The 19,552-nt window shown below is 64.1% G+C and carries 17 protein-coding genes and 2 pseudogenes; 17 read left to right on the forward strand and 2 right to left on the reverse strand.

Annotated elements, in window-relative coordinates; translation table 11 throughout:
* Positions 1-60 precede the first annotated feature (60 nt).
* From IEX72_RS06940 to IEX72_RS06990, 12 genes and pseudogenes are all read left to right on the forward strand, one after another.
* Entirely contained in the window at positions 61-330 is a 270-nt protein-coding gene (locus IEX72_RS06940; protein ID WP_188786654.1) for a hypothetical protein, read from the forward strand.
* 179 nt (positions 331-509) lie between these two features.
* The gene (locus tag IEX72_RS06945; RefSeq protein ID WP_188786655.1) at positions 510-860 is read left to right on the forward strand and encodes a winged helix-turn-helix transcriptional regulator; all 351 of its coding nucleotides are present in this window, start codon (positions 510-512) and stop codon (positions 858-860) included.
* Between the two features lie 161 nt (positions 861-1,021).
* The gene (locus IEX72_RS06950; protein ID WP_229663766.1) at positions 1,022-1,336 is read left to right on the forward strand and encodes an ArsR family transcriptional regulator; all 315 of its coding nucleotides are present in this window, start codon (positions 1,022-1,024) and stop codon (positions 1,334-1,336) included.
* A 268-nt stretch (positions 1,337-1,604) separates the two neighbouring features.
* Positions 1,605-1,769 carry a hypothetical protein gene (locus IEX72_RS06955; RefSeq protein WP_188786656.1) on the forward strand — a complete coding sequence of 55 codons (165 nt, stop codon included), beginning with the start codon at positions 1,605-1,607 and terminating at the stop codon, positions 1,767-1,769.
* A 78-nt stretch (positions 1,770-1,847) separates the two neighbouring features.
* Positions 1,848-1,952 (forward strand): annotated as a pseudogene (locus tag IEX72_RS15535) (surface glycoprotein); the annotation flags it as partial.
* A 27-nt stretch (positions 1,953-1,979) separates the two neighbouring features.
* Positions 1,980-7,751, forward strand: coding sequence for a beta strand repeat-containing protein (locus tag IEX72_RS06960; protein ID WP_229663767.1), 5,772 nt, complete (start codon positions 1,980-1,982; stop codon positions 7,749-7,751).
* Between the two features lie 89 nt (positions 7,752-7,840).
* Positions 7,841-9,028, forward strand: a complete 1,188-nt coding sequence (locus IEX72_RS06965; protein WP_188786658.1) for a PGF-pre-PGF domain-containing protein — start codon at positions 7,841-7,843, stop codon at positions 9,026-9,028.
* A 100-nt stretch (positions 9,029-9,128) separates the two neighbouring features.
* Positions 9,129-9,935, forward strand: coding sequence for a carbon-nitrogen hydrolase family protein (locus tag IEX72_RS06970; protein ID WP_188786659.1), 807 nt, complete (start codon positions 9,129-9,131; stop codon positions 9,933-9,935).
* 37 nt (positions 9,936-9,972) lie between these two features.
* Positions 9,973-10,386, forward strand: coding sequence for a hypothetical protein (locus IEX72_RS06975; RefSeq protein WP_188786660.1), 414 nt, complete (start codon positions 9,973-9,975; stop codon positions 10,384-10,386).
* A gap of 198 nt (positions 10,387-10,584) precedes the next feature.
* On the forward strand, positions 10,585-10,875 hold the full coding sequence (locus tag IEX72_RS06980) for a ubiquitin-like small modifier protein 1 (RefSeq protein ID WP_188786661.1): 291 nt from the start codon (positions 10,585-10,587) through the stop codon (positions 10,873-10,875).
* Positions 10,872-11,141, forward strand: a complete 270-nt coding sequence (locus IEX72_RS06985) for a hypothetical protein (RefSeq protein WP_188786662.1) — start codon at positions 10,872-10,874, stop codon at positions 11,139-11,141. Before IEX72_RS06980 ends, IEX72_RS06985 begins: the two co-directional genes overlap by 4 nt.
* Positions 11,134-11,601: a hypothetical protein gene (locus IEX72_RS06990; RefSeq protein WP_229663768.1), complete on the forward strand. Its 468-nt coding sequence runs from the start codon at positions 11,134-11,136 to the stop codon at positions 11,599-11,601. The genes IEX72_RS06985 and IEX72_RS06990 overlap by 8 nt, the downstream gene beginning before the upstream one ends.
* 334 nt (positions 11,602-11,935) lie before the next feature.
* Here the strand turns inward: IEX72_RS06990 and IEX72_RS06995 are convergent.
* A pseudogene (locus IEX72_RS06995) lies at positions 11,936-12,148 on the reverse strand (DUF7562 family protein); the annotation flags it as partial.
* A gap of 270 nt (positions 12,149-12,418) precedes the next feature.
* Between IEX72_RS06995 and IEX72_RS07000 the strand changes: the two are divergent.
* From IEX72_RS07000 to IEX72_RS07020, 5 genes are all read left to right on the forward strand, one after another.
* Positions 12,419-12,901 carry an RNA-binding protein gene (locus IEX72_RS07000; protein WP_188786663.1) on the forward strand — a complete coding sequence of 161 codons (483 nt, stop codon included), beginning with the start codon at positions 12,419-12,421 and terminating at the stop codon, positions 12,899-12,901.
* A 117-nt stretch (positions 12,902-13,018) separates the two neighbouring features.
* Entirely contained in the window at positions 13,019-13,372 is a 354-nt protein-coding gene (locus IEX72_RS07005; protein ID WP_188786664.1) for a cell division protein SepF, read from the forward strand.
* Positions 13,373-13,405: 33 nt separating this feature from the next.
* Positions 13,406-13,513, forward strand: a complete 108-nt coding sequence (locus IEX72_RS15540; RefSeq protein WP_188786767.1) for a zinc-ribbon domain-containing protein — start codon at positions 13,406-13,408, stop codon at positions 13,511-13,513.
* 120 nt (positions 13,514-13,633) lie between these two features.
* Positions 13,634-16,588 carry an excinuclease ABC subunit UvrA gene (gene uvrA / locus IEX72_RS07015; protein ID WP_188786665.1) on the forward strand — a complete coding sequence of 985 codons (2,955 nt, stop codon included), beginning with the start codon at positions 13,634-13,636 and terminating at the stop codon, positions 16,586-16,588.
* A 234-nt stretch (positions 16,589-16,822) separates the two neighbouring features.
* The gene (locus tag IEX72_RS07020; protein WP_188786666.1) at positions 16,823-17,905 is read left to right on the forward strand and encodes a geranylgeranyl reductase family protein; all 1,083 of its coding nucleotides are present in this window, start codon (positions 16,823-16,825) and stop codon (positions 17,903-17,905) included.
* A gap of 23 nt (positions 17,906-17,928) precedes the next feature.
* Here the strand turns inward: IEX72_RS07020 and ygfZ are convergent, their stop codons facing one another.
* Positions 17,929-19,035, reverse strand: a complete 1,107-nt coding sequence (gene ygfZ, locus IEX72_RS07025) for a CAF17-like 4Fe-4S cluster assembly/insertion protein YgfZ (protein WP_188786667.1) — start codon at positions 19,033-19,035, stop codon at positions 17,929-17,931.
* Between the last annotated feature and the right edge of the window lie 517 nt (positions 19,036-19,552).

Genomic DNA, 19,552 nt, shown 5'->3' on the forward strand with positions numbered 1-19,552 from the left:
ACGCGGAATTATATTTTTCAGGTGCAAAGTTTATGTAGTGATTGGCAGTACAAATAGCTGATGTCTCACCAACAAGAGGAGGCGTGCCCTCCGGCCGACGAGCTCCCCGAAAACGAAGACGTCGACTGGACAATCCTTCGGTCGATGCTCGCAGCCAGTAACGAGACGTCACAGGCGATGGAGTCACACCTCTTACGTGTCTACTACAGTGAGGGCGAGGACTCTCAGGTCGCACAGACCGAAGAACATCTGGAGCGTGCCATCGCACGGCACGAACGGATCATCGAGAACCTCGGGTTGGCCAAGAAGATGGTCGACAGGCGTGGCTGACATCCTCCCACGACTGAAGTTGTGGGCGTTCCCGTCGAGCCACTGTAACGGGCGGTCGTGTGTGGATGTCGACCGGATGTTGAAAAACAATGCCAAATTCGGTAGATGGTGTCGGAAATCGGCAAACATACCGATGCTACATAGAAGAGTATTTCTATTAGGCGTAGTATGCGCGTCGTATGCGACTATCGACGCCAGTAGATTTCGAGATCCTCAACGCTCTCTCTAACGGGCGCCGGAACACGGCGGCGAACCTCTCGAAGATCATTGACCGGAGTCGGTCGTACATCAACACGCGGCTGCCGGTGCTCGCGGACTACGGGCTTGTGACGCGGATCGGACCGGCAGAGAACAGCGGGCTCTACGAGATCACCGACAAGGGACTCGTCGCGACGGCGAATCGCGAGGCGTACGCCCGTGACGACGTCGACTTCGACGAACTCGTCGAACGGAAGGTCGAACAGCGGCGGGCGTCGGACGACGGCGACACCGCCGGGTCGGACGGTTCCGGCCCGGGGACCGACGAGTAGCTCTCTGCGGTACTGCTTTTTCGCTCCCAGTACGGACTCGGTCTTCGGATCGGGTAGAACCCGCACACTCGGTCGCGGCGGTCCCGCCGGCCAACAGCTATATACCGTCGGTAACTACCGCTGAGACAGAGCGGTCGGCGTCGCCGGCCGGTCGTAAATACATGGGACTGTACCTCGTCGAACCCACGGACTTCGAGATCCTCGCGTATCTGGCCGACGTCGGTCGGAACAATGCGGTCAACATCGCCGTCGCCTTGGAGCAGAACCGCGAGTATATGAACGCCCGGCTGCACGCGCTCGCGAGCCACGAGTGCGTCGAGCGGATCGGCCCGGCCGACAACAGCGGGCTCTACGAGATCACGGCGAAAGGCGAGGCTGCGCTGGAATTCCGGGAGTTGCGCGACGACCCCGACGCCGACTTCGGCGCACGCGTCGAGGCCGCGATCAGCGACGACACCGCGGCCGCGGAGGACTGAGACGGACTCCCCGAGCGCCGCCCCCGTCGCACGGGTGGGGACGACCACCGGTCGGTGCAGGCGGTTTCGTCGGTGCGGTCGGGCGGCCCGTCGACAGCCACCGCTGTCCCGAAATTAGTACCGACGGCAATAACCGGAAAGAGTGACTGACAACAACTACCATCAGTAATTCTAAGTAATGTCATCCGGAATCAATTCCTGAGTGGTGGAGACGCCACCGAAAGCCACTCGATGGCGGTAGATTGCGGTAGAACGGAACATAGAGACGATGACCACATCCAACGACGGCGGCGCGAGCGACGACACGACGCACACGTCCATCGAAGTCGATCGCGACGTGTGGCGTCACCTCAGAAGCGACGCCGTTGCAGACGGGAAGAACGTCTCAGAGAAACTTCAGGAGGTGCTCGAGGATTATTACGACCTCGATTGACGCGCACGGCGCGAGTGCGTCGGAGCACGGCAGGGCGCATCGTTCGACGACTGACTACGATACAACTACAAACACGAAATGACACGCGATAGACGCGAGATACGCGAGAAGACGCGTGCAGTGTTGCTGGCGGCCATTATGATTGTCTCCATCTTCGGAGGCACAATGGCGTTTGCCGGCAGTGCTGCGGCGCAACCGAGTAATACTTCGTTGAGCGATAGTCTCGTTCAACCCAGCGAATCAGTAACTATATCGGGAGATGTTCCCGAGGACTTCGACCCCAATAATCAGGACCTATACGTCAACGTTGATGAGAACCAGGACGGGAGCGTCAACACTTCCGTAGTAGTTTCGGATGGCAATATCGACGCGGAAGCCGATACATTCGAGCAGTCGTTCGTAGTTGACGGTGGCCTCGAACTCGAAGACGGTGATGTCGCCGAAATCTACGTCGCCGAGGACCAGAGTTCACTCACTGACTTGGCTGGAACGCTCACCGTTGACGGGAGTTCTCCGACAATCGAGAACTTCTCACCCGAAGAGGACGCTGACGTAAACAATCCGTTCCAGCCGATCACCGTCGACGTGTCGGACGAGGTGACCGCTAATGAAGACCTCTCCATTACAGTCAACGTCGACAACGCGGGGAACATCAACACCTACGAGATCAACCCCGAGACGGCGACCGGTGATGGCGTCGAGTACGCTGACGGTACAGTGACGATCGATCCGTCGAGTGACAACGTTCCGCGCTTCACCCAAGATACTGTCGACGTTTCGGTGACCGTAGTCGACGAAGCCGGTAACGAAGGATCGGGGGACGTGACCTTCGAGGTCATTCAAGCTGCCGTTACGGCTGACTACAACATAGCTGACCCAGGGAACGACGTGAACGACGTGAACGAAACCGTCGAAGTCGAACTCACCGCACAAGGTGCGGGTCTCGAAGTCAATGACTCGACGGCGACACTGACGATCACCGGGCCTGACGGCTACGAGCAATCGTTCGACTACACGGACGATCAGTACAACAACGACACCGATACGTTCAGTGTCACGCCTGACGGTGGCGAAACCGTCCCATCGTTCGATACGGACGGCTCCTACACCGTCAGCGTAAGCGCGTCGGACAGCGCGGGTAACTCCGTCGACGAAAGCGACGAAAGCGAGAGCTTCTTAGTCGACACCCAGTCGCCGAACGTCACGAGCGTCACGCTCACTGACGACAACCTCAACGTCAGCGATACAGACGAGAACGGCGAAGAGGTTCGCGTCACGTTCGACGAGTCGGGTACTGGTCCCAGCGCTGAATCAGGGGTCAATCCTGGTTCGGTTGAGGTAGCTGTCGATATCGGTGGGGAAGTCCAGACAGCCACCGGGACTGAGTTCGTTGACGATGACGTTGAAGAGACGGTCATCGTTCCGCTCGATCTCAGTAACGGGGGCTACGACGGCGTAGAAAACGAGTCTGCGATCGTCAACGTCACCGCTGCGTCCGACACTGCCGGTAACTCGCTCGGCAACGCGGACGCAGACGAGAGTAACACCACGTTCGCTATCGACACTGACGGCCCGAGTGTCGAACTCAGTGGATTGCCCGCCGATGGAACCCTTAGCGGCTACGTGAACGTCACGTCGCTCATCGATAGCGACAAGACGAGCGATGTCGACGAGACGGTCGTTACTATCGAGGTCGGTGGTGAAGACGAAACAGTTCAGAACGCAGATGAACTCCCCGGAGCTATCGACCAGAACGCACTAGTCGATATCACTGGGACCGCCGAGAATCTGACGACGCAGGTGGATGCCTACCCTGACGGAACTCACGTACTAGTCGTAGCCGTTCAGGACGACGCAGGCAATCCCGCCTTTGCAACGAAGCCATTCACCCTAGATAACGGTGAGGGTGCGACGATCAACCAATCTGGTACGAACTATCTCCCCGGTGTCGTGACGCCGGTTGGTGTCGGGACTTCGGATGTCGACGTATCCGAGGTATTCAACGAAGAGGAAAGTGAGCTGGAGTACGAGGTCAACGGGGATGGGGTCCTCGATGACTCCGTGATCGAGGCCGAGGACTTCCGCGGCCAGACGGTCAATGTGAGCGCGGAGACCGAGGATGGCTCCGATTCGACGCTCCCGGTTCAGATCCAGTTTGCGCCGCTCATCGGGGCCGAGAGCGTCAGCGGTGACGAGATCAACATCGGTGTCGAAACTGACGCCGAGAGCCTCGAAGAGCTCAACGTTACTGTTGAAGATACTGATGGCCACTTCGCGCAGACCGAGCGTCAGCTCACGCGCGACGACTTCACCGAGTACGGTGATGACAGCGGCATCTACACGGCGGATCCCGAGGGCTTCGACGACGGTGTCTACGAGGTCACGGTGACTGATGCCGTAGAGAACGGTGACGACGTGCTCGGACAGACCACCGATCTTGACGGAAACACTGAAGCAATTGTCGACGCTGGAGGTCCGAGTCCCGAAACGGCCTACGTGACTGGGAGCGACGGTCAGGCGACGTTCGTCCGCGTCGAGTTCAACGAAGTTGTCGACGATGTCGACGCCGAAGATGTCTCCTTCGACGGCAGCGGTGACGCGGTCGTAAATGTCAACAACGGCGCAGACGATGGCATCCTGAACGTCACCCTCGACGGTGAGGTCCAGACTGCCGACGCGCCCCTGCTGAACGTTTCCGGGGTCACCGAGGCGACCGGCGACGGCTCGACTCTCGGAGCGGATGCGTCCACCAACGTCACGACGGCCAGCTTCGACCTCGCAGCTGACGGCCTAAACGTCATCTCGCTGCCGGCCGAGGCCGGATCCAAGGACATTGCGGAAACTGGACTCAACAGCTCCGCTATCGAGACGGTCAGCGCGTACGACGCGACGACCGACTCGTTCGAGCAGTACTCGCCCGGTGCCGAAGAGAACGACCTCACCGAACTCGAAGGCGGTGTGGGCTACGTCGTGAACGTCGACGAGGACACGACGGTCGAGTTCAACGTGCAGAACGTCCCGAGTGAGGAGCTCCAGGCGCCGCAGTCACAGCAGATCAGCGAGGGTTACAACCTGATCGGTCACTACCAGGAAGGTCAGCAGTCCGTCGGCCAAGCGCTGACCTACTTGGACGCCACCTACGACATCGAGCGTGGGTACAGCGGTACCCAGGTTAGCGCGCTCGAAGCCGGCGAGGGCTACTGGCTCTTCTCCAACGGGGCCGGCACGCACGCACCCGTGAACTACGGCGGCGTGAGCAGCGAACAGCCCAGCGTCGGTAGTGTTCAGCTGACTGAGACCAACGATGACGGCGTCCTCCGGCAGAGCGAGCAGGTCGAGATCTCTGCCACAGTGCAGCACGACGACGTCATCGATTCGGTGACCGCGGATCCGCCGAGCGAGATCGCGGCTGGCACGGGTCCGGTCACTCTGACCGACGACAACAACGACGGCGAGTACACCGGCACGCTGACGGTGAACTTCAGCGACGACGCTGAGGGCGACACCACGCTCACCATCCCAGTCCAAGCGGTCGACGTTGACGGGAACGCCGGAATCGCCGACAGCGGTGAGGTGCAGACGGCGTCCGACGCCGGCAGCGACGATCCGAGAGAGCCGAAGGCGGTGACGAACCTCGACACCGGTGTCGAGTACAACAGCCTCACCGCCGCGCTGAACGAGGCCGAGGAGTTCCAGACGCTCGAACTCACGCGCGGGAACTTCTCCGAGGACCGCGACTCGCTGACAGTCTCGACGAACAACCTCGAACTCGTCGGCCAAGGTGAGGCCGGCGCGCCGGAGGGGACGACCATCGTGCCCGAGCTGCGGATCACCGGCGACAGCGTTGAGGTCGAGAACATCAGCTTCGAGGAGATCAACCCCAGTGGTGACGTGACCGTCATAGGTGACGGCGTCACGCTGGACAATGTCAACGCCGACAACACGATCACCATCGAGGGGAATCAGGCGAGCGTCGACGACTCTAACGCCACCTCGATCGACATCACCGGTTCGGAGGCCTCGGTCAGTAACAGCCAGGCCACCTCGGTGACTATCGAGGCTGACGACACCTCAGTGACGGGTGGTTCGGCAGAGACGATCACCATCGCTGACGGGAGTACCGGCAGCAGTATCAGCGGGACCCAGACGACTGAGGGTATTGATGATCAAAGTGGTAACGCGACCACGTCGGATATCAACCCGGCCGATGATGTCGTCGTGAACTCCGATACTGGCGAGACGTTCGACAGCATCCAGAACGCGGTTGACAATGCGAGCAGCGACGAGACGCTCCGTGTCGGTGCTGGTACGTTCAATGAGTCGGTGACGGTTGATACCGAGGGCCTGACGCTCGAAGGCCCGAACGCTGAGCTCGCTGGTGACAGCGACGCCCGCGGTGACGAGGCATTGATCAATCGGACCGGTACGCCTGTGAGTGGTGGCTCGGCTGTAAGCATCACCGAAGCAGGCGTGACTGTTGATGGATTCCAGATTGAGAGTGCCGCACAAAACGGTATCTCGGTTGACCAGCCTGTCAACGATACAACCATCCAGAACAATCGCATCACGAGTGTTGCTGGAAACACATTCGGAAGTAACAGTGGTCCTAGAGCGACTGGCAACGGAATCACGTTCGGATTACCACGTGATGTGAGTCAGACCACTGTTACAGGCGCTGTCATCAGTGACAATGTGATTTCAGGGGTTACAACCGAAGACCTGGGTACTGACGAAGACCGCACGACTGCTAATGGTATTCAGATTCTCACGCGTCAGCACAACGTCGAGGGTATGGAGATTACCGGCAACGTCATTTCCGACTTGGAGGCCGGAACCTCTGGCGACAGTGGTGACAAGCGTGCCCGTGGGATCATAGTCAATGTCGGTGACGATGGTGGTACAATCGGAGCCGCCGACGGGGTCACTATCGCGGACAACGACATCTCCGGTGTCACCGGCGCCGGTGGGTTCTCTGACGCCACTGGAGTTGGCCTGTTCGAAGCTGGTGGTGCCGCCAGCGACACGCAGCCACGGGTCGGACCTGAGAACTTCACTGTGACGAATAATCAGTTCGACGACCTCACCAACAATGGAAAAGATCCTGCACCGGCAATCTTTGTCGGTGGAATCGAGACGCTCGGTGAGAGCCACAGTGTGACCCAAAACCAGATTGACGATGGGTCGATAATCCGGTTCGCTGGCGATCAGATAGGCTTTGATCCCGCCGCTGCTGACGCGTTGAACGCCAGCGGAAACACGTTTACTGACGAGAACGCTGAGGTCTATTACGTTGATGCGACCGACGCGGCTGACCTCAACACCGTGCTCAACGACAACACATTTGAGCCTGAGGTCATCGCCGGTGATGCGGCAATCCTGGCACCACCCGCTGAGGGTGAAGTCCTGAACCTCAACACCGGCGAGCGGTTCGACGGTGACAAGCCGATTAGTACTGCCGTGGACAATGCCAACCCCGACGACACGCTCCGTGTCGGGCCTGGTACCTACACTGCGGGAGAAGGTGATAATTCTGAAAACGAGCGAACGATTGATGTGACAGGCCTGACGCTGGAAGGCCCGAATGCTGGCATCGACGGTAACAGTAGCGAGCGCGGTAGTGAAGCGACGATTAATGGACCGTTGATGATTGGAGCAGACGAGGTCACTGTTGATGGGCTCGCCATCGACGACACTGACGCTAATTCCGGTGGCGATCTCCCCGGCCCAGGTGCAGTCCAGATTGCTGTGGGCGGTGCCTACGGTGATACCGCTGACAATGCTACGGTCAGAAATAATGTTATTATTGCTGGTACTAATAATAACAATGTTAATTTCGGAGTGGTCTACGGCGAGGGTACCACTAACGCGACCGTAACTCAGAATCTCTTCGACGAGGGGCAGTATAGCGCCTCAGCCTCAGCGGCGTTCGGTGATCAGCCTGATTTTGAAGAAATCAATAACACCGACGAAACTACCGGCTAACTGGAGTAAGTAGGTTACTACCTACCTTTTCTCTTCGTACCGCTCGCTAATTGACCGCGGCTTCTTTCGATTATCAAACCACACAACGAATGAAAAACGACACAACGATACTTCGACTCGTCATCGTCACTGTTGCGCTCGCAACAGTCGTCGGTGCGGTAGCACCGGGGATGGCGGTCGCCCAAGAGGACCCGCCCGTGCCGCCCCACCGCTACTACGGCACGGTGAGCGACGCCAACGGCAACGCGATCAGCGGCGTGACCGTCGAGGTCGTCTACGACGGCGCGGAAGTCGCCAACGATACTACCGACGCCGACGGCTACTACGACCTCCAAGTCCCACAGGAGAACGGGATCGAGGAGGGCGACAAAGTCACCATCACCGTCCGCGATAGCTCCCAGAACGCGGCCTGGGAACCCGGCGGTGCCACCAAGGTGAACTTCGAGGCCGAGCCACCGGAAGAAACGCCCACCCCGACGCCCGAACCCGGTGACGGCGGCGGCGGTGGTGGCGGTGGTGGTGGTGGCGGCGGCGGCGGCGGTGCCGCCCCCGCCCCCGAACAGGATGTCGAGGGTGACGCGGCCGCCGACTCCAGCTTCGACGGCCGGACGCTCTCGACGCAGGTCGACAGCGCGAGCGCCGGCAGCAGCGTCACGTCCTCGCTGAACGACGACACCGTCGACGAGAACATCCAGAACACCGGCGCATCGCTGAACTCGCTGACCACCGAGTTCGCGAACGACGTGTCGAACGCCGACTTCGACACGACCTACAGCGCGACGAACCCGAGCGACGACGTGCCGGACCTCTCGTCGCAGACCGACGCTGACGAGGTCGCGTACGTCAACGTCGACACCGACGTCGCCGAGGACGATCTCGACAGCGTGACCTTCGAGTTCAGCGTGAGCCGCGACCGGCTGTCCGAAGCCGGATTCGACCCCGACGAAGTCGCGCTCTACCGGTACAACGGTGGCGAGTACACCGAACTCGACACGTCGATCGACTCGGAAGGTGACGACCGCGTCACCTACACCGCCGAGTCGCCCGGCCTGTCGGTGTTCGCCATCGGCGCGGCGAGCGAGCAGGTGACCACTACGGCAACGCCGGAACCGGACACTGCGACGCCCGAGCCGGACACCGCGACGCCGGAACCGGACACCGCGACGCCGACCGACACCCAGACGACGACGGACACTGGGACGCCCGGCTTCGGCCCGATTGTCGCGATCACCGCGCTGCTGGCGCTCGCGTTCGCGGCGCTGCGACGGCGCGCGTAACCACGACTGACCGCCGGTAGCGGTCGCCCGCGTTCACTTTTTATCCGCGCTCGAACGACGAACGACCACCGTTTTCTCCGCCCCCTCCCACACACCACGTATGCCCCCGACCGTCGCGGCCTGCCAACTTTCGATTGCGGACCTCGATCCCGCCGCAAACCTCGCGACCGTCGAATCCCGACTCGACAGCCTCCCTGACGCCGTCGACGTCGCGGTCTTCCCCGAGTGCGCGCTCACCGGGTTCGTGCCCGACGACCGGGTCGAAGACGCCGCGCTCCGGATCGACGGCGACCGGATCGCCCGCCTCCGCGAGATCGCAGCAGCACGGCGGACGGCACTCCTCGTCGGGTTCGTCGAGACCGACGGCGACGACCTGTACAACACCACGGCGTACCTCGCGCCCGACGGCACGACGACCACCTACCGGAAACGCCACCTCTGGGGTCGCGAGGCCGAGGTCCTGACCGCTGGCGACGACCTCGTGACCGTCGAGACGCCGGTCGGAACCGCCGGCGTCCTCACCTGCTACGACCTCAACTTCGTGGGCGACAGCGCCGACCTGGCAGATAGAGACGTCGACGCGCTGTTCGTCGTGGGCGCGTGGCCCGCGGCGTACAGCGAGAACTGGCGGCTCCTGCTCCGGGCCCGCGCGCTCGACGGCGTCCGGTGGGTGGTCGGCGCGGGGCGGACCGGGCGGCGGAGCGTCCCCGGCGACAGCGACGCGGACACCAGCACTGACGGCGACACCACGACCGACGCCGTCGCGTACGCCGGCCGCTCCGCCGTGATCCGCCCGGACGGTGGGATCCACGCCGCGTTGGACCGCCGCGAGGACGATCTCGTCGCCGAACTCGATCCCGACACCCTCGCGGCCCACCGCGAGTTCGTCGGGTCGGTTTCGGAGTGACCGCGACTTTTTCACCCCGGCACCCATCGATGCGGGTATGACCGACGACGACACCTCACAGACGGATCGCGAGGTCTCCTTGGGCGTCCCGCGCGGCGTCCTCGACTCCCTGCCGGAGGATGGCGACAGCGCCGCCGCGGACATAAAGAAGGCCGTTGCGGGGCTCGAAGGCAGCCTGAACGACGCCATCGCTTCTGCGGAGTCGGACTCGGAGGCCGCGAGCCACGCGGCCGACGCCGTTGAGCACCTCGAAGACCGGATGGAGACCTACGACGAGTTCGTCCCCGAACTCAGGGCGTGGGGGCAGTCGCCGATCTACGCGATCGCGTGGCGGAACCTCTACGCCGAACTGATCGCCCAGCTCTACGACCACGAGTGGCTCGCCGCCCAGATCGACCGCGAGCGCAACTACCGGCTGGTTGAAGATGGGATCCGGTTCGGGAAAGACTAACGACTCACGAGGCCACAGCCGGCGATTGCAGGCGACTTCGGACGCGCGATGGCTGGTCGGGACTCCGCCATCGTGAGACTGGACGGGGCCGCGGGGGCCTCCGGAGTCTTCCCCGCACCAGTCACGACAGTTCCACTCAGGACAACACAGTACACGCAGTACGCGCACTTTTTTGTCCAGCGGCTCCGACTACCGTGTATGTCGCTGGAACTGCGGTTCTTCGCCACCTTCCGCGAGGCGGTCGGGACGAAGACCATCAACCGGGAGTACGACGCCGCCACCGTCGGCGACGTTCTGGTCGCGCTCGAGTCCGAGTTCGAGGGGTTGGCGGGGGAGGTTCTCGACGACGGCGCGGTCCAACCCCAGGTGAACGTCCTGCTGAACGGCCGGGACGTGACCCACGAGCAGGGCATCGACACGCCGATCGAGCCCGACGACACCGTGAGCGTCTTTCCGCCCGTCGCGGGCGGCACGAGGGCGGGGGCGTGACCGACGCGCGCGTCACTCGGGAGAAGTCCTACCGCGGGATCTCGCTGCGGCTCGCCCGGGAGTACCTGGTGAAGCTCGGCGGCGACGCCGTCGCTGACGGCCGCGTCGAAGCCGACGAGTGGGCTGCGTCGCTGTCGGCAGAGACGGTGTCGATCGGCCCGACGATCGAACTGACGGAGGTGACAGTCGTTTTCGAGGGGGACACCGACGCGCTCGAGGGACTCGTCCCGCGGTTCTCCCAGAAGGCGATGCGTGCGGGTGGGTGAGACACCGTCGGACGGCGACGACCGACACGGCCGCGACTCCCACCGCGACCGGTGGAGTCGCCTCCCGTCGGGCCGCGGCCCGACGCCGGCCGACGACGAGAGCGGGTCGTCGCTCCCGCTCGACGGCGACGTGTTGCTCTACACCGGCGCGACCGCGAGCGTCGCCCCCGAGCGGATCGAGCCGCTGCTCCGGGCGGCGCAGACGTACCTCCAGGAGCGTGTGGACCGCTACCGCCGCGGCTACGAGTCGGCGTTCGTCGACGACGAGCGGCGGATGCTGCTGGTGCCGGCGGGTCACTGGGCGGAAGTCGGCGCGGAGTTGGGGCTGCCCGAGCGGGAGGTTGACGCCGTCCGGCGGGCGCACGCCCAACAGCTCAGGCGGATCGGCTCGACGGCGGATAGACGCGAGGAGTTCGAGACCGCCCTGGAGATCCGCGAGGCGGTCGTGATCGGCGAGTAGGCGGCTACGACTCGCGGCCGGGCCCCCCGGCGGGGCCGTAGCGCTCCTCGACCGCCCGGAGATACTCGGCCAGAAAGGCCCGGTCGGCGTCGGGCCGTCCACCGTCGGTTGCGTCTGCGTCAACGTCGACGTCGACGTCGACGTCGACGTCGGCAGGCGGGTTCGGGTCGGGCGCCGAATCGGGGTCAGCCTCGGAACCGGAGTCGGGCGCCGAATCGGGGTCAGCCTCGGAACCGGAGTCGAGCGCCGAATCGGGGTCAGCCTCGGAACCGGGGCCGACCCCGGAAGCCCGGGAACCGCCGGGATCCCGGGAAGCGACGGCCGAGACGGCCCGCTCGACGTCAACGAGGAGGGCTTCGAGTTCGTCGCGGGGCTGGTGACACAGCCCTCGGTAACACTCCTTGCAGAGGTGCTCGAAGGACTTGTCGTGTCGCTCCCAGCGGTTGCCCTGCTTGTCGTACTCGCGTGCTTCCGACCGGGGGAGCGACGTGCCGCAGGCGATACAGACGACCGTCGTCCCGTCCCGGTTGGTCCGGGAACGCCACATACACCCACCCAGGATCCACCGGCACTTAGCGTTTATCGATAGGACGACCGCACTGGTCAGTGGAGGTGAACGTGGAGGCAACAGCGGAGCGACGGCCTCGGAAGCCCCCTCGCGCTCGCGGGACTCCGGGTCGGCGGTGGATTCTCGAGCACCCCCCGCTGGCTCACGCGCGAGTGAAACGCCCGGCCGAGTGTGGCCCCAGCGGTCGACACCGCCCGTCCGAGACGGTATCCCGCGCCATTTATCGGCCGCCCCCGCGTGAAACCGGGTATGCAGGTGAAATCCCGACACCACCTCCGCGCGGACGAGATCGATGACCTGGAGGCGACCATCGCCGCGGGAACCGGCGTCGATCTCCCCGGCGACACCTACGAAATGGTCGACCTCGGCGACGAGTCGTTCGGCGTCGTCCTCGTCGACGGCAATCCCGACGTGGTCCGGTTCGGCGACGGCGAGGCGTTCCTGACTGTCCGGGGCGCGAACCGCCACGAACCCACACGCGGGATCGTGACCGTCGATGCGGGCGCGATCTCGTTCGTCAGCGACGGCGCGGACGTGATGCGCCCGGGGATTGTCGAGGCCGACGCCGAGATCGGGGCGGGCGATCTCGTCACGATCGCCGAGGAGACCCACGGAAAGACGCTCGCGATCGGGCGGGCGCTGGTCGACGGCCCGGAGATGGTCGGAAATTCGGGGAAGGTCGTGGAGTCGATCCACCACGTCGGCGACGACCTCTTTCAGTTTGCGGTGTGAGAGGCTAGAAACCGGTGTTGTGTGGGGGTTCGACGAACCGGCCGCGTCACGATCTGCGACCGCGTCAGACGGACGTCTGACGTAAGAACTAACCCGGTACTGACGCTTGAGGATTCTATGGGAATTATGAGCAAGATCATTGGCAGTGACGGACAGCACTCGACTGATGAGTACCTCGATCTCGACGTCGACGGGATCGAAGCCTCCCGCGGCGACGCCGGGATGAGCGTCCGGATCGCGACCATCAGCGAGCGCCAGGACGTCATCGACATCAAAGACGCCGTCTACGACGGTGATCTCGTCATCGCCGACATCACCCGCCACACCACGAGCGACAACACGATGAAACGCATCGTTGATGAACTCCGGCAGGTCGCCGAGGAAGTCGACGGCGACATCGCCCAGAAGGCCGACGAACAGATCATCGTCACTCCCACCGACGTCGCGGTCGCCCGCGAGAAACTGAACTGACGGCCGCGTCGCGAGTCCCGGCGGAGCGTTTCTATTCGTTTTTTACAGGCTGCCGCGTCGAGTCGTCCGTCCTGCGGCCACGACCTCGCCGGCGGGGAGAACTTCTGCCCCGAGTGCGGCACCGACATCGCCGCCGACTGATCGCCGCAGCGTGCGTTCGCGGACGGCCGTCCGGGCTCGCAACCCAGCGGGTCGAGCATCCGTAGCCGGGGTTCCCAGAACCGACGGGCTTTCCTCTCCGCTCTCCGTACCCCGTCGTAGATGAGCAAGGACTTCATCGAGGTTCGGGGCGCTGAGGAGCACAACCTCACGGACCTCGACGTCCGGATCCCGCGCGAAACGTTCACTGTGGTCACCGGCCTCTCGGGGTCGGGCAAGTCGTCGCTCGCCTTTGAGACCGTCTACGCGGAAGGCCAGCGCCGGTACATCGAGTCGCTGTCGGCGTACGCCCGCAACTTCCTGGGGCAGATGGACAAACCGCAGGTCGAGTCCGTGGAGGGGCTCTCGCCCGCGATCTCCATCGACCAGAAGAACGCCGCCAACAACCCCCGGTCCACGGTAGGGACGGTCACGGAGCTCCACGACTACCTCCGCCTGCTGTACGCTCGGGTCGGCGTGCAGTACGATCCCGACACCGGAGAGGAGGTCGGCGAGCAGTCGGCGCAGGACATGGTGTCGCAACTGTTGGAACTGCCCGCAGGCACCCGCGCGAAGATCGCCGCGCCGATCGCCCGCGACCAGAAGGGCGCCTTCGAGGACCGCTTCGAGGACCTCGTCGCCGACGGGTACGCCCGCGTTGAGGTCGACGGCGAACCCTACGACCTCACCACCGAGACCCCCGACCTCGACAAGAACTACGACCACACCATCGACGTGATCGTCGACCGGGTGAAGATCGACCCCGATGCGCGGTCGCGGATCGCCGACTCCGTCGAGACCGCCTTAGACGAGGCCGACGGGGTCCTGAAAGTGATTGTTCCCGACCCGCCGGCGGACGTGCCGTTCGGGTCGAACACTCGGTCGACGGGGTCGCTCGCCGAGGGCAGCGACGGCGACGACCGACTGACAGTGGAGTTCTCCGAGGAACTCGGCAACCCCAACTCCGATTTCCAGTTCTCCGCGATCGAGACGCGGTCGTTCTCGTTCAACAGCCCCTACGGCGCGTGTCCGGAGTGTGAGGGCCTCGGCCAGACAAAGGAGGTCGACGAGGAGCTGGTGGTCCGCGACCGCTCGAAACCGATCAAACACGTCTTCGAGGCGTGGTCGTACAACCGGTCGTACTACCGGACGCGGCTCGACGCCGTCGCGAACCACTTCGGCGTGAGCGTCGGGACACCGTTCGACGACCTCAACGAGGACGTCCAGCGACAGTTCCTCTACGGAACGGATCGAGAAGTCGTCTTCGAGCGCCAGACCCGAAACGGAACGCGCCGGAAGACAAAGCGCTTCGAGGGCGTGCTCCCCAACCTCGAACGCCGTCACGTCGAGACCGACTCCGACTCCACGAGAGAACACATCGAGGACTACATGGCCGTCACCACCTGTCCGGTCTGCGAGGGGACACGGCTGAAAGAGCAGTCACGGTACGTCCGGATCGCGGACACCTCGATCACCGAGGTCAACCGGATGAGCATCGGGGACGCCCTGGAACATTTCGAGGGGTTGGAAGCCGAGTTGACCGAACGCGAGCGCACCATCGCCGAGGAGATCCTCAAGGAGATCCGTGCACGACTCGGATTCATGCAGGAGGTCGGGTTGGAGTACCTCACGCTCGACCGCGAGGCGTCGACGCTCTCGGGCGGAGAGAGCCAACGCATCCGGCTCGCGACCCAGGTCGGGTCCGGGCTGGTCGGGGTGTTGTACGTCCTCGATGAACCATCGATCGGGCTCCACCAGCGGGACAACGACCGGCTGCTCGACACCCTCGAAGGGCTGCGCGACCTTGGCAACACCCTGCTCGTGGTCGAACACGACGAGGAGACGATGCGCCGCGCCGACAACATCATCGATATGGGCCCCGGCCCGGGCGCTCGCGGCGGCGAGATCGTCGTGCAGGGCGACTTCGAGGACGTCTGCAACGCCGACGACTCCGTCACCGGCGACTACCTCGCGGGCCGACGGTCGGTGCCGGTCCCGGAAGAACGCCGCGACTCTGACATCTTCATCACGATCCGCGGCGCGCGCCAACACAACCTGAACGAACTCGACGTGCCGATCCCAGTCGGAGAGTTCACCGCGATCACCGGTGTGTCGGGGTCGGGGAAATCCACCCTGATGCACGAGATCCTGTATAAGGGCCTCGCCCGGGAGATGAACGATAACACCTCGGTCGACCCCGGCGACCACGACGCCATTGAGGGGACCAACCACATCGAGACCGTGCGGCTGATCGATCAGTCGCCGATCGGTCGGACCCCACGGTCGAACCCCGCGACCTACACCGGCGTCTTCGACCACGTCCGGAAGCTGTTCGCGGAGACGAAGCTCTCGAAGCAGCGCGGCTACGAGAAGGGCCGCTTCTCGTTCAACGTGAAGGGCGGACGGTGTGAGGCCTGCGGCGGGCAAGGAACCGTCAAGATCGAGATGAACTTCCTCTCGGACGTGTACGTCCCCTGTGAGGAGTGCGACGGCGCGCGGTACAACGACCGCACCCTCGACGTGACCTACAAGGGCGAGACCATCGCCGACGTGCTGGACATGGAGGTCTCCGAAGCCCTCGAATTCTTCGAGGCCAACTCCCAGCTTCGGCGGCGGCTCCAGTTGCTTGAAGACGTCGGCCTCGGGTACATGACTCTCGGCCAGCCCTCGACGACGCTCTCCGGCGGCGAGGCCCAGCGCGTGAAACTCGCGGAGGAACTGGGCAAAAAGCAGACCGGCGACACGCTCTATCTGCTCGACGAGCCGACGACCGGACTACACAAAGCCGACGAGCGGAAGCTGATCGAGGTGCTCCAGCGACTCACCGACAACGGGAACACTGTGGTCGTGGTCGAACACGAACTCGACCTGGTGAAAAACGCCGACACTATCGTCGACCTCGGCCCCGAGGGCGGCGAGGGCGGCGGGCAGGTCGTCGCCACCGGCACGCCCGAGGCGGTCGCCCGCACCGACGACTCCCACACCGGCCGCTACCTCCGGGACCTCCTGCCCGATGTCGACCTGGAGGGCCCGCGGTCGGACCGGCGAATGCCGGCACTTGCGGACGACGACGACTGATTCGCGACTGTCGGGCAGTCCGGGCCCGGAGATTTATATACGAATCCGGGACCACCCGGCCCGTGAACTGACTACGGCCCCGCGTCGGGCAGCGATTGCTCGGCACGTCGGCGCGGGGCGCGGGGCGCGGGGCGCGGGGAGCGGGAGTGTCGACTGTTCGCCACCCTCGAACCGGACCCACCCTGGTGTCCGGACAGAGAAGGTATTTGACCGCGCGGCCGGTACGGTTCGGTAATGTACGACTTCGCAGTCGTCGGCGTCGGCCCCGCCGGGGCGCGGTTCGCCCGCCGCGTCGCCGAGGCGGGGTACGACGTCGTCGCGTTCGAGCAGGGGAGCGTCGGAACGCCGCTTGCGTGTTCGGGCCACGTCAGCACCGACGTCTGGGGATATGTCCCTGACGGCGCGAAAACGGACCTCCTCCAGAACCGCGTCTACGGCGCGCGGTTCCACGTCGGGGGCCCCGACACCGCCGCCCACCCATTCTACAAATCCGAGGAGATCTCGAACGTGATCGACCGAGTCGAACTCGACCGAACGCTCGCGGCCTGCGCGGAGGAGGCGGGCGCGGACGTGCGGGAAAATCACACTGTTGTCGACATCGAAGAGCGACACGATGCCGTTGCACTCACGGTCTCGAACACCGGCGGGATCGAGACCGTCCGGGCCAAGATGGTCGCGGGGTGTGACGGTCCCACATCCCGGGTTCGTCGGCAGTCGGGGCTCCCGGAACCGGACGAACTCCTCCACGGCGTGCTCGCGTTCGATCCCAGCCCCGACGACGGCGACTTCGTTGACGTCCACCTGACGGCGCCGCGGTTTTTCGCGTGGCGGATCCCCCGCGGTGACGCCGGCGTCGAGTACGGGCTGGGCGCCCCGCCCGGCGCGTCGGTCAACGAGCTGTTCGACCGGCTGACCGAGGTCTACAACGTCGAGACCGAGCACTTCTGTTCGGGGGCGATCCCGATCGGGCCGCCGGAGCGGGTCCACACCCGCCGGGCGTTCCTGATCGGTGACGCCGCCGCCCAGACCAAGCCGTTCACCGGCGGCGGGATCCTCTACGGAATGACCGCAGCCGACTGCGCGGCCGGAGTGGTCAACCCGGATGACCCCGGGTCGATCCGGGATTACGAGTCGGCGTGGCGGTCGGCGCTTTCGCAAGAGATTGCACTGGGCCACTGGATCCGGCGGGCGTATTCGCTGCCGGAACCGCTCCAGCGGGGGGGGCTCCGGGCGCTTTCCGGCGAGATCGGCGTCCACATGGACCAGCCGACGTCGTTTTTCTCCCGGGAGCACCTCTCGAAGCTGGTGAGTCGGTAGCGGCGTTGCCGGCTGTCCGGCGACTACGGCTCCGGATATGTCGGGCGGCGCTCCGAGACGGCACCGCCGTCAACGAAGGGCAGCGGCGTGCGAGTCGCATCGACTGCGCCGTCGTCGCCGTCGATCGACACCGACGCGCTGCCGGCGTCGAAGTCGACGAGCGCGAGCGCGATCGGCGCCTCGAGCGACGGACTCTCGACGGCCCGCGTCACCTCCCCGATCGAGTCGCCGCCGGTGGTGACAGGCGTGCCCGGGTCCGGAAGGGGATCGGTGCCCTCCGGTCCGAGTTGAAGCCCGACCAGCCGTTGGCTCGGCTGTCCCCGGTTTTCGACCTTCGAGACCACCTCCTGGCCGACGTAACACCCTTTCGCGAAGTCGAGCGCGTTCCGGAGGCCAACAACGTTCGGGATCCGGCCGTCGAGTTCGGTGTGGAAAAGCGGCGTGCCGGCCTCCGTTGTGAGCGTCCGCCACGTCCGATACCCGAACGGGACGGCGTTCATTCCGAATGACAGAAGCGTCTCGAACACCCGGTGGGCGGCGTCAGCGGTACACACCACCTCGTAGCCCTCCTCGCCGGTGAGGCCGTCGCCGGCGACCACGGTCACACCCTCCCCGCCCATCGACCCGCGGACGAACGTCAGTTCGGGTTCCGGCGACCCGGCACCGTTGAGCACGCTCGCGACCTTCTCCGTCGAGTTCGGCCCGTGGACACCGAAGACCGCGAACTCCGTCGACGCCGCCCGAACCGCAACATCGCGGATGAACACGTTCCCCGCCCACTCCTCGGCGAGTGGTTCGGCCCGATCCGGCGGCGTGAAACACAGCAGCCGCTCGCCGGCGTTGTAGACGTAGAGGTCGGTCTCGATGCGACCTTGCGGGGTGAGAAGCAGCGCGTAAACGCCCGCCCCATCCGCGTCCGGAACCTGGTTCGAGACGGTGTCGTCGACGAACTCAACGCGGTCATCGCCCTCGACCACGACAACCCCGTACCCCATCTCAACGACGCCGACTCCGTTACGGACGGCACGGTGCGTCCGCTCGGGGCGGCCGTAGTCGCGGACGAACCGCCGGTCGCCGCGTTCGAAGAACGTCGCACCGTGCGCCTCGTGCATCTCGGCGACGACAGTCATCGCGGTAGTATCGGCGACACGGGAATAAATGCGTTCGGCACGCGGTAGCGCACGCGGCGCACCCACCGGCGTCTACAGAGTAGCGAGGCGAGTGCCTCGGGGTCGCCCGGAGATCGAAGATTTCCGTGATCACGAGAATCGAAGATCCTCGAACGACTTGCCCCCGAAGGTGAAGCCGACACGAAGATTTGATAGATATATCACTCACATAGACTACAGTCAGAGAACTCACAAGACGGGTTAACGACCGTAATCCAGTGGTGACTGAGCAAGCTTTGGAAATGCGACTCCTCTCAAAACCCACGTTTGATGTGGTGCGACGGGAGTTGTCGGGCGGGGTGGAGCCGCCGACCCTCACGGACGCACCGGGCGTTCGGGTGTGAATTCCAACCGACCCAGTTCGGGAAGGCCGAGGGGAATTACATTCGCCTGCGGGTACAGTGCGGTCCTAATACTGTCGGCTATAGTCGCGTGACGTATTTCGACACCCCGGGGTGTCGAAAACCTTCACGTAGTT

The organism is Halobellus salinus (genome assembly GCF_014646875.1).
In the GTDB taxonomy this organism is placed as follows: Archaea; Halobacteriota; Halobacteria; order Halobacteriales; family Haloferacaceae; genus Haloquadratum; species Haloquadratum salinum.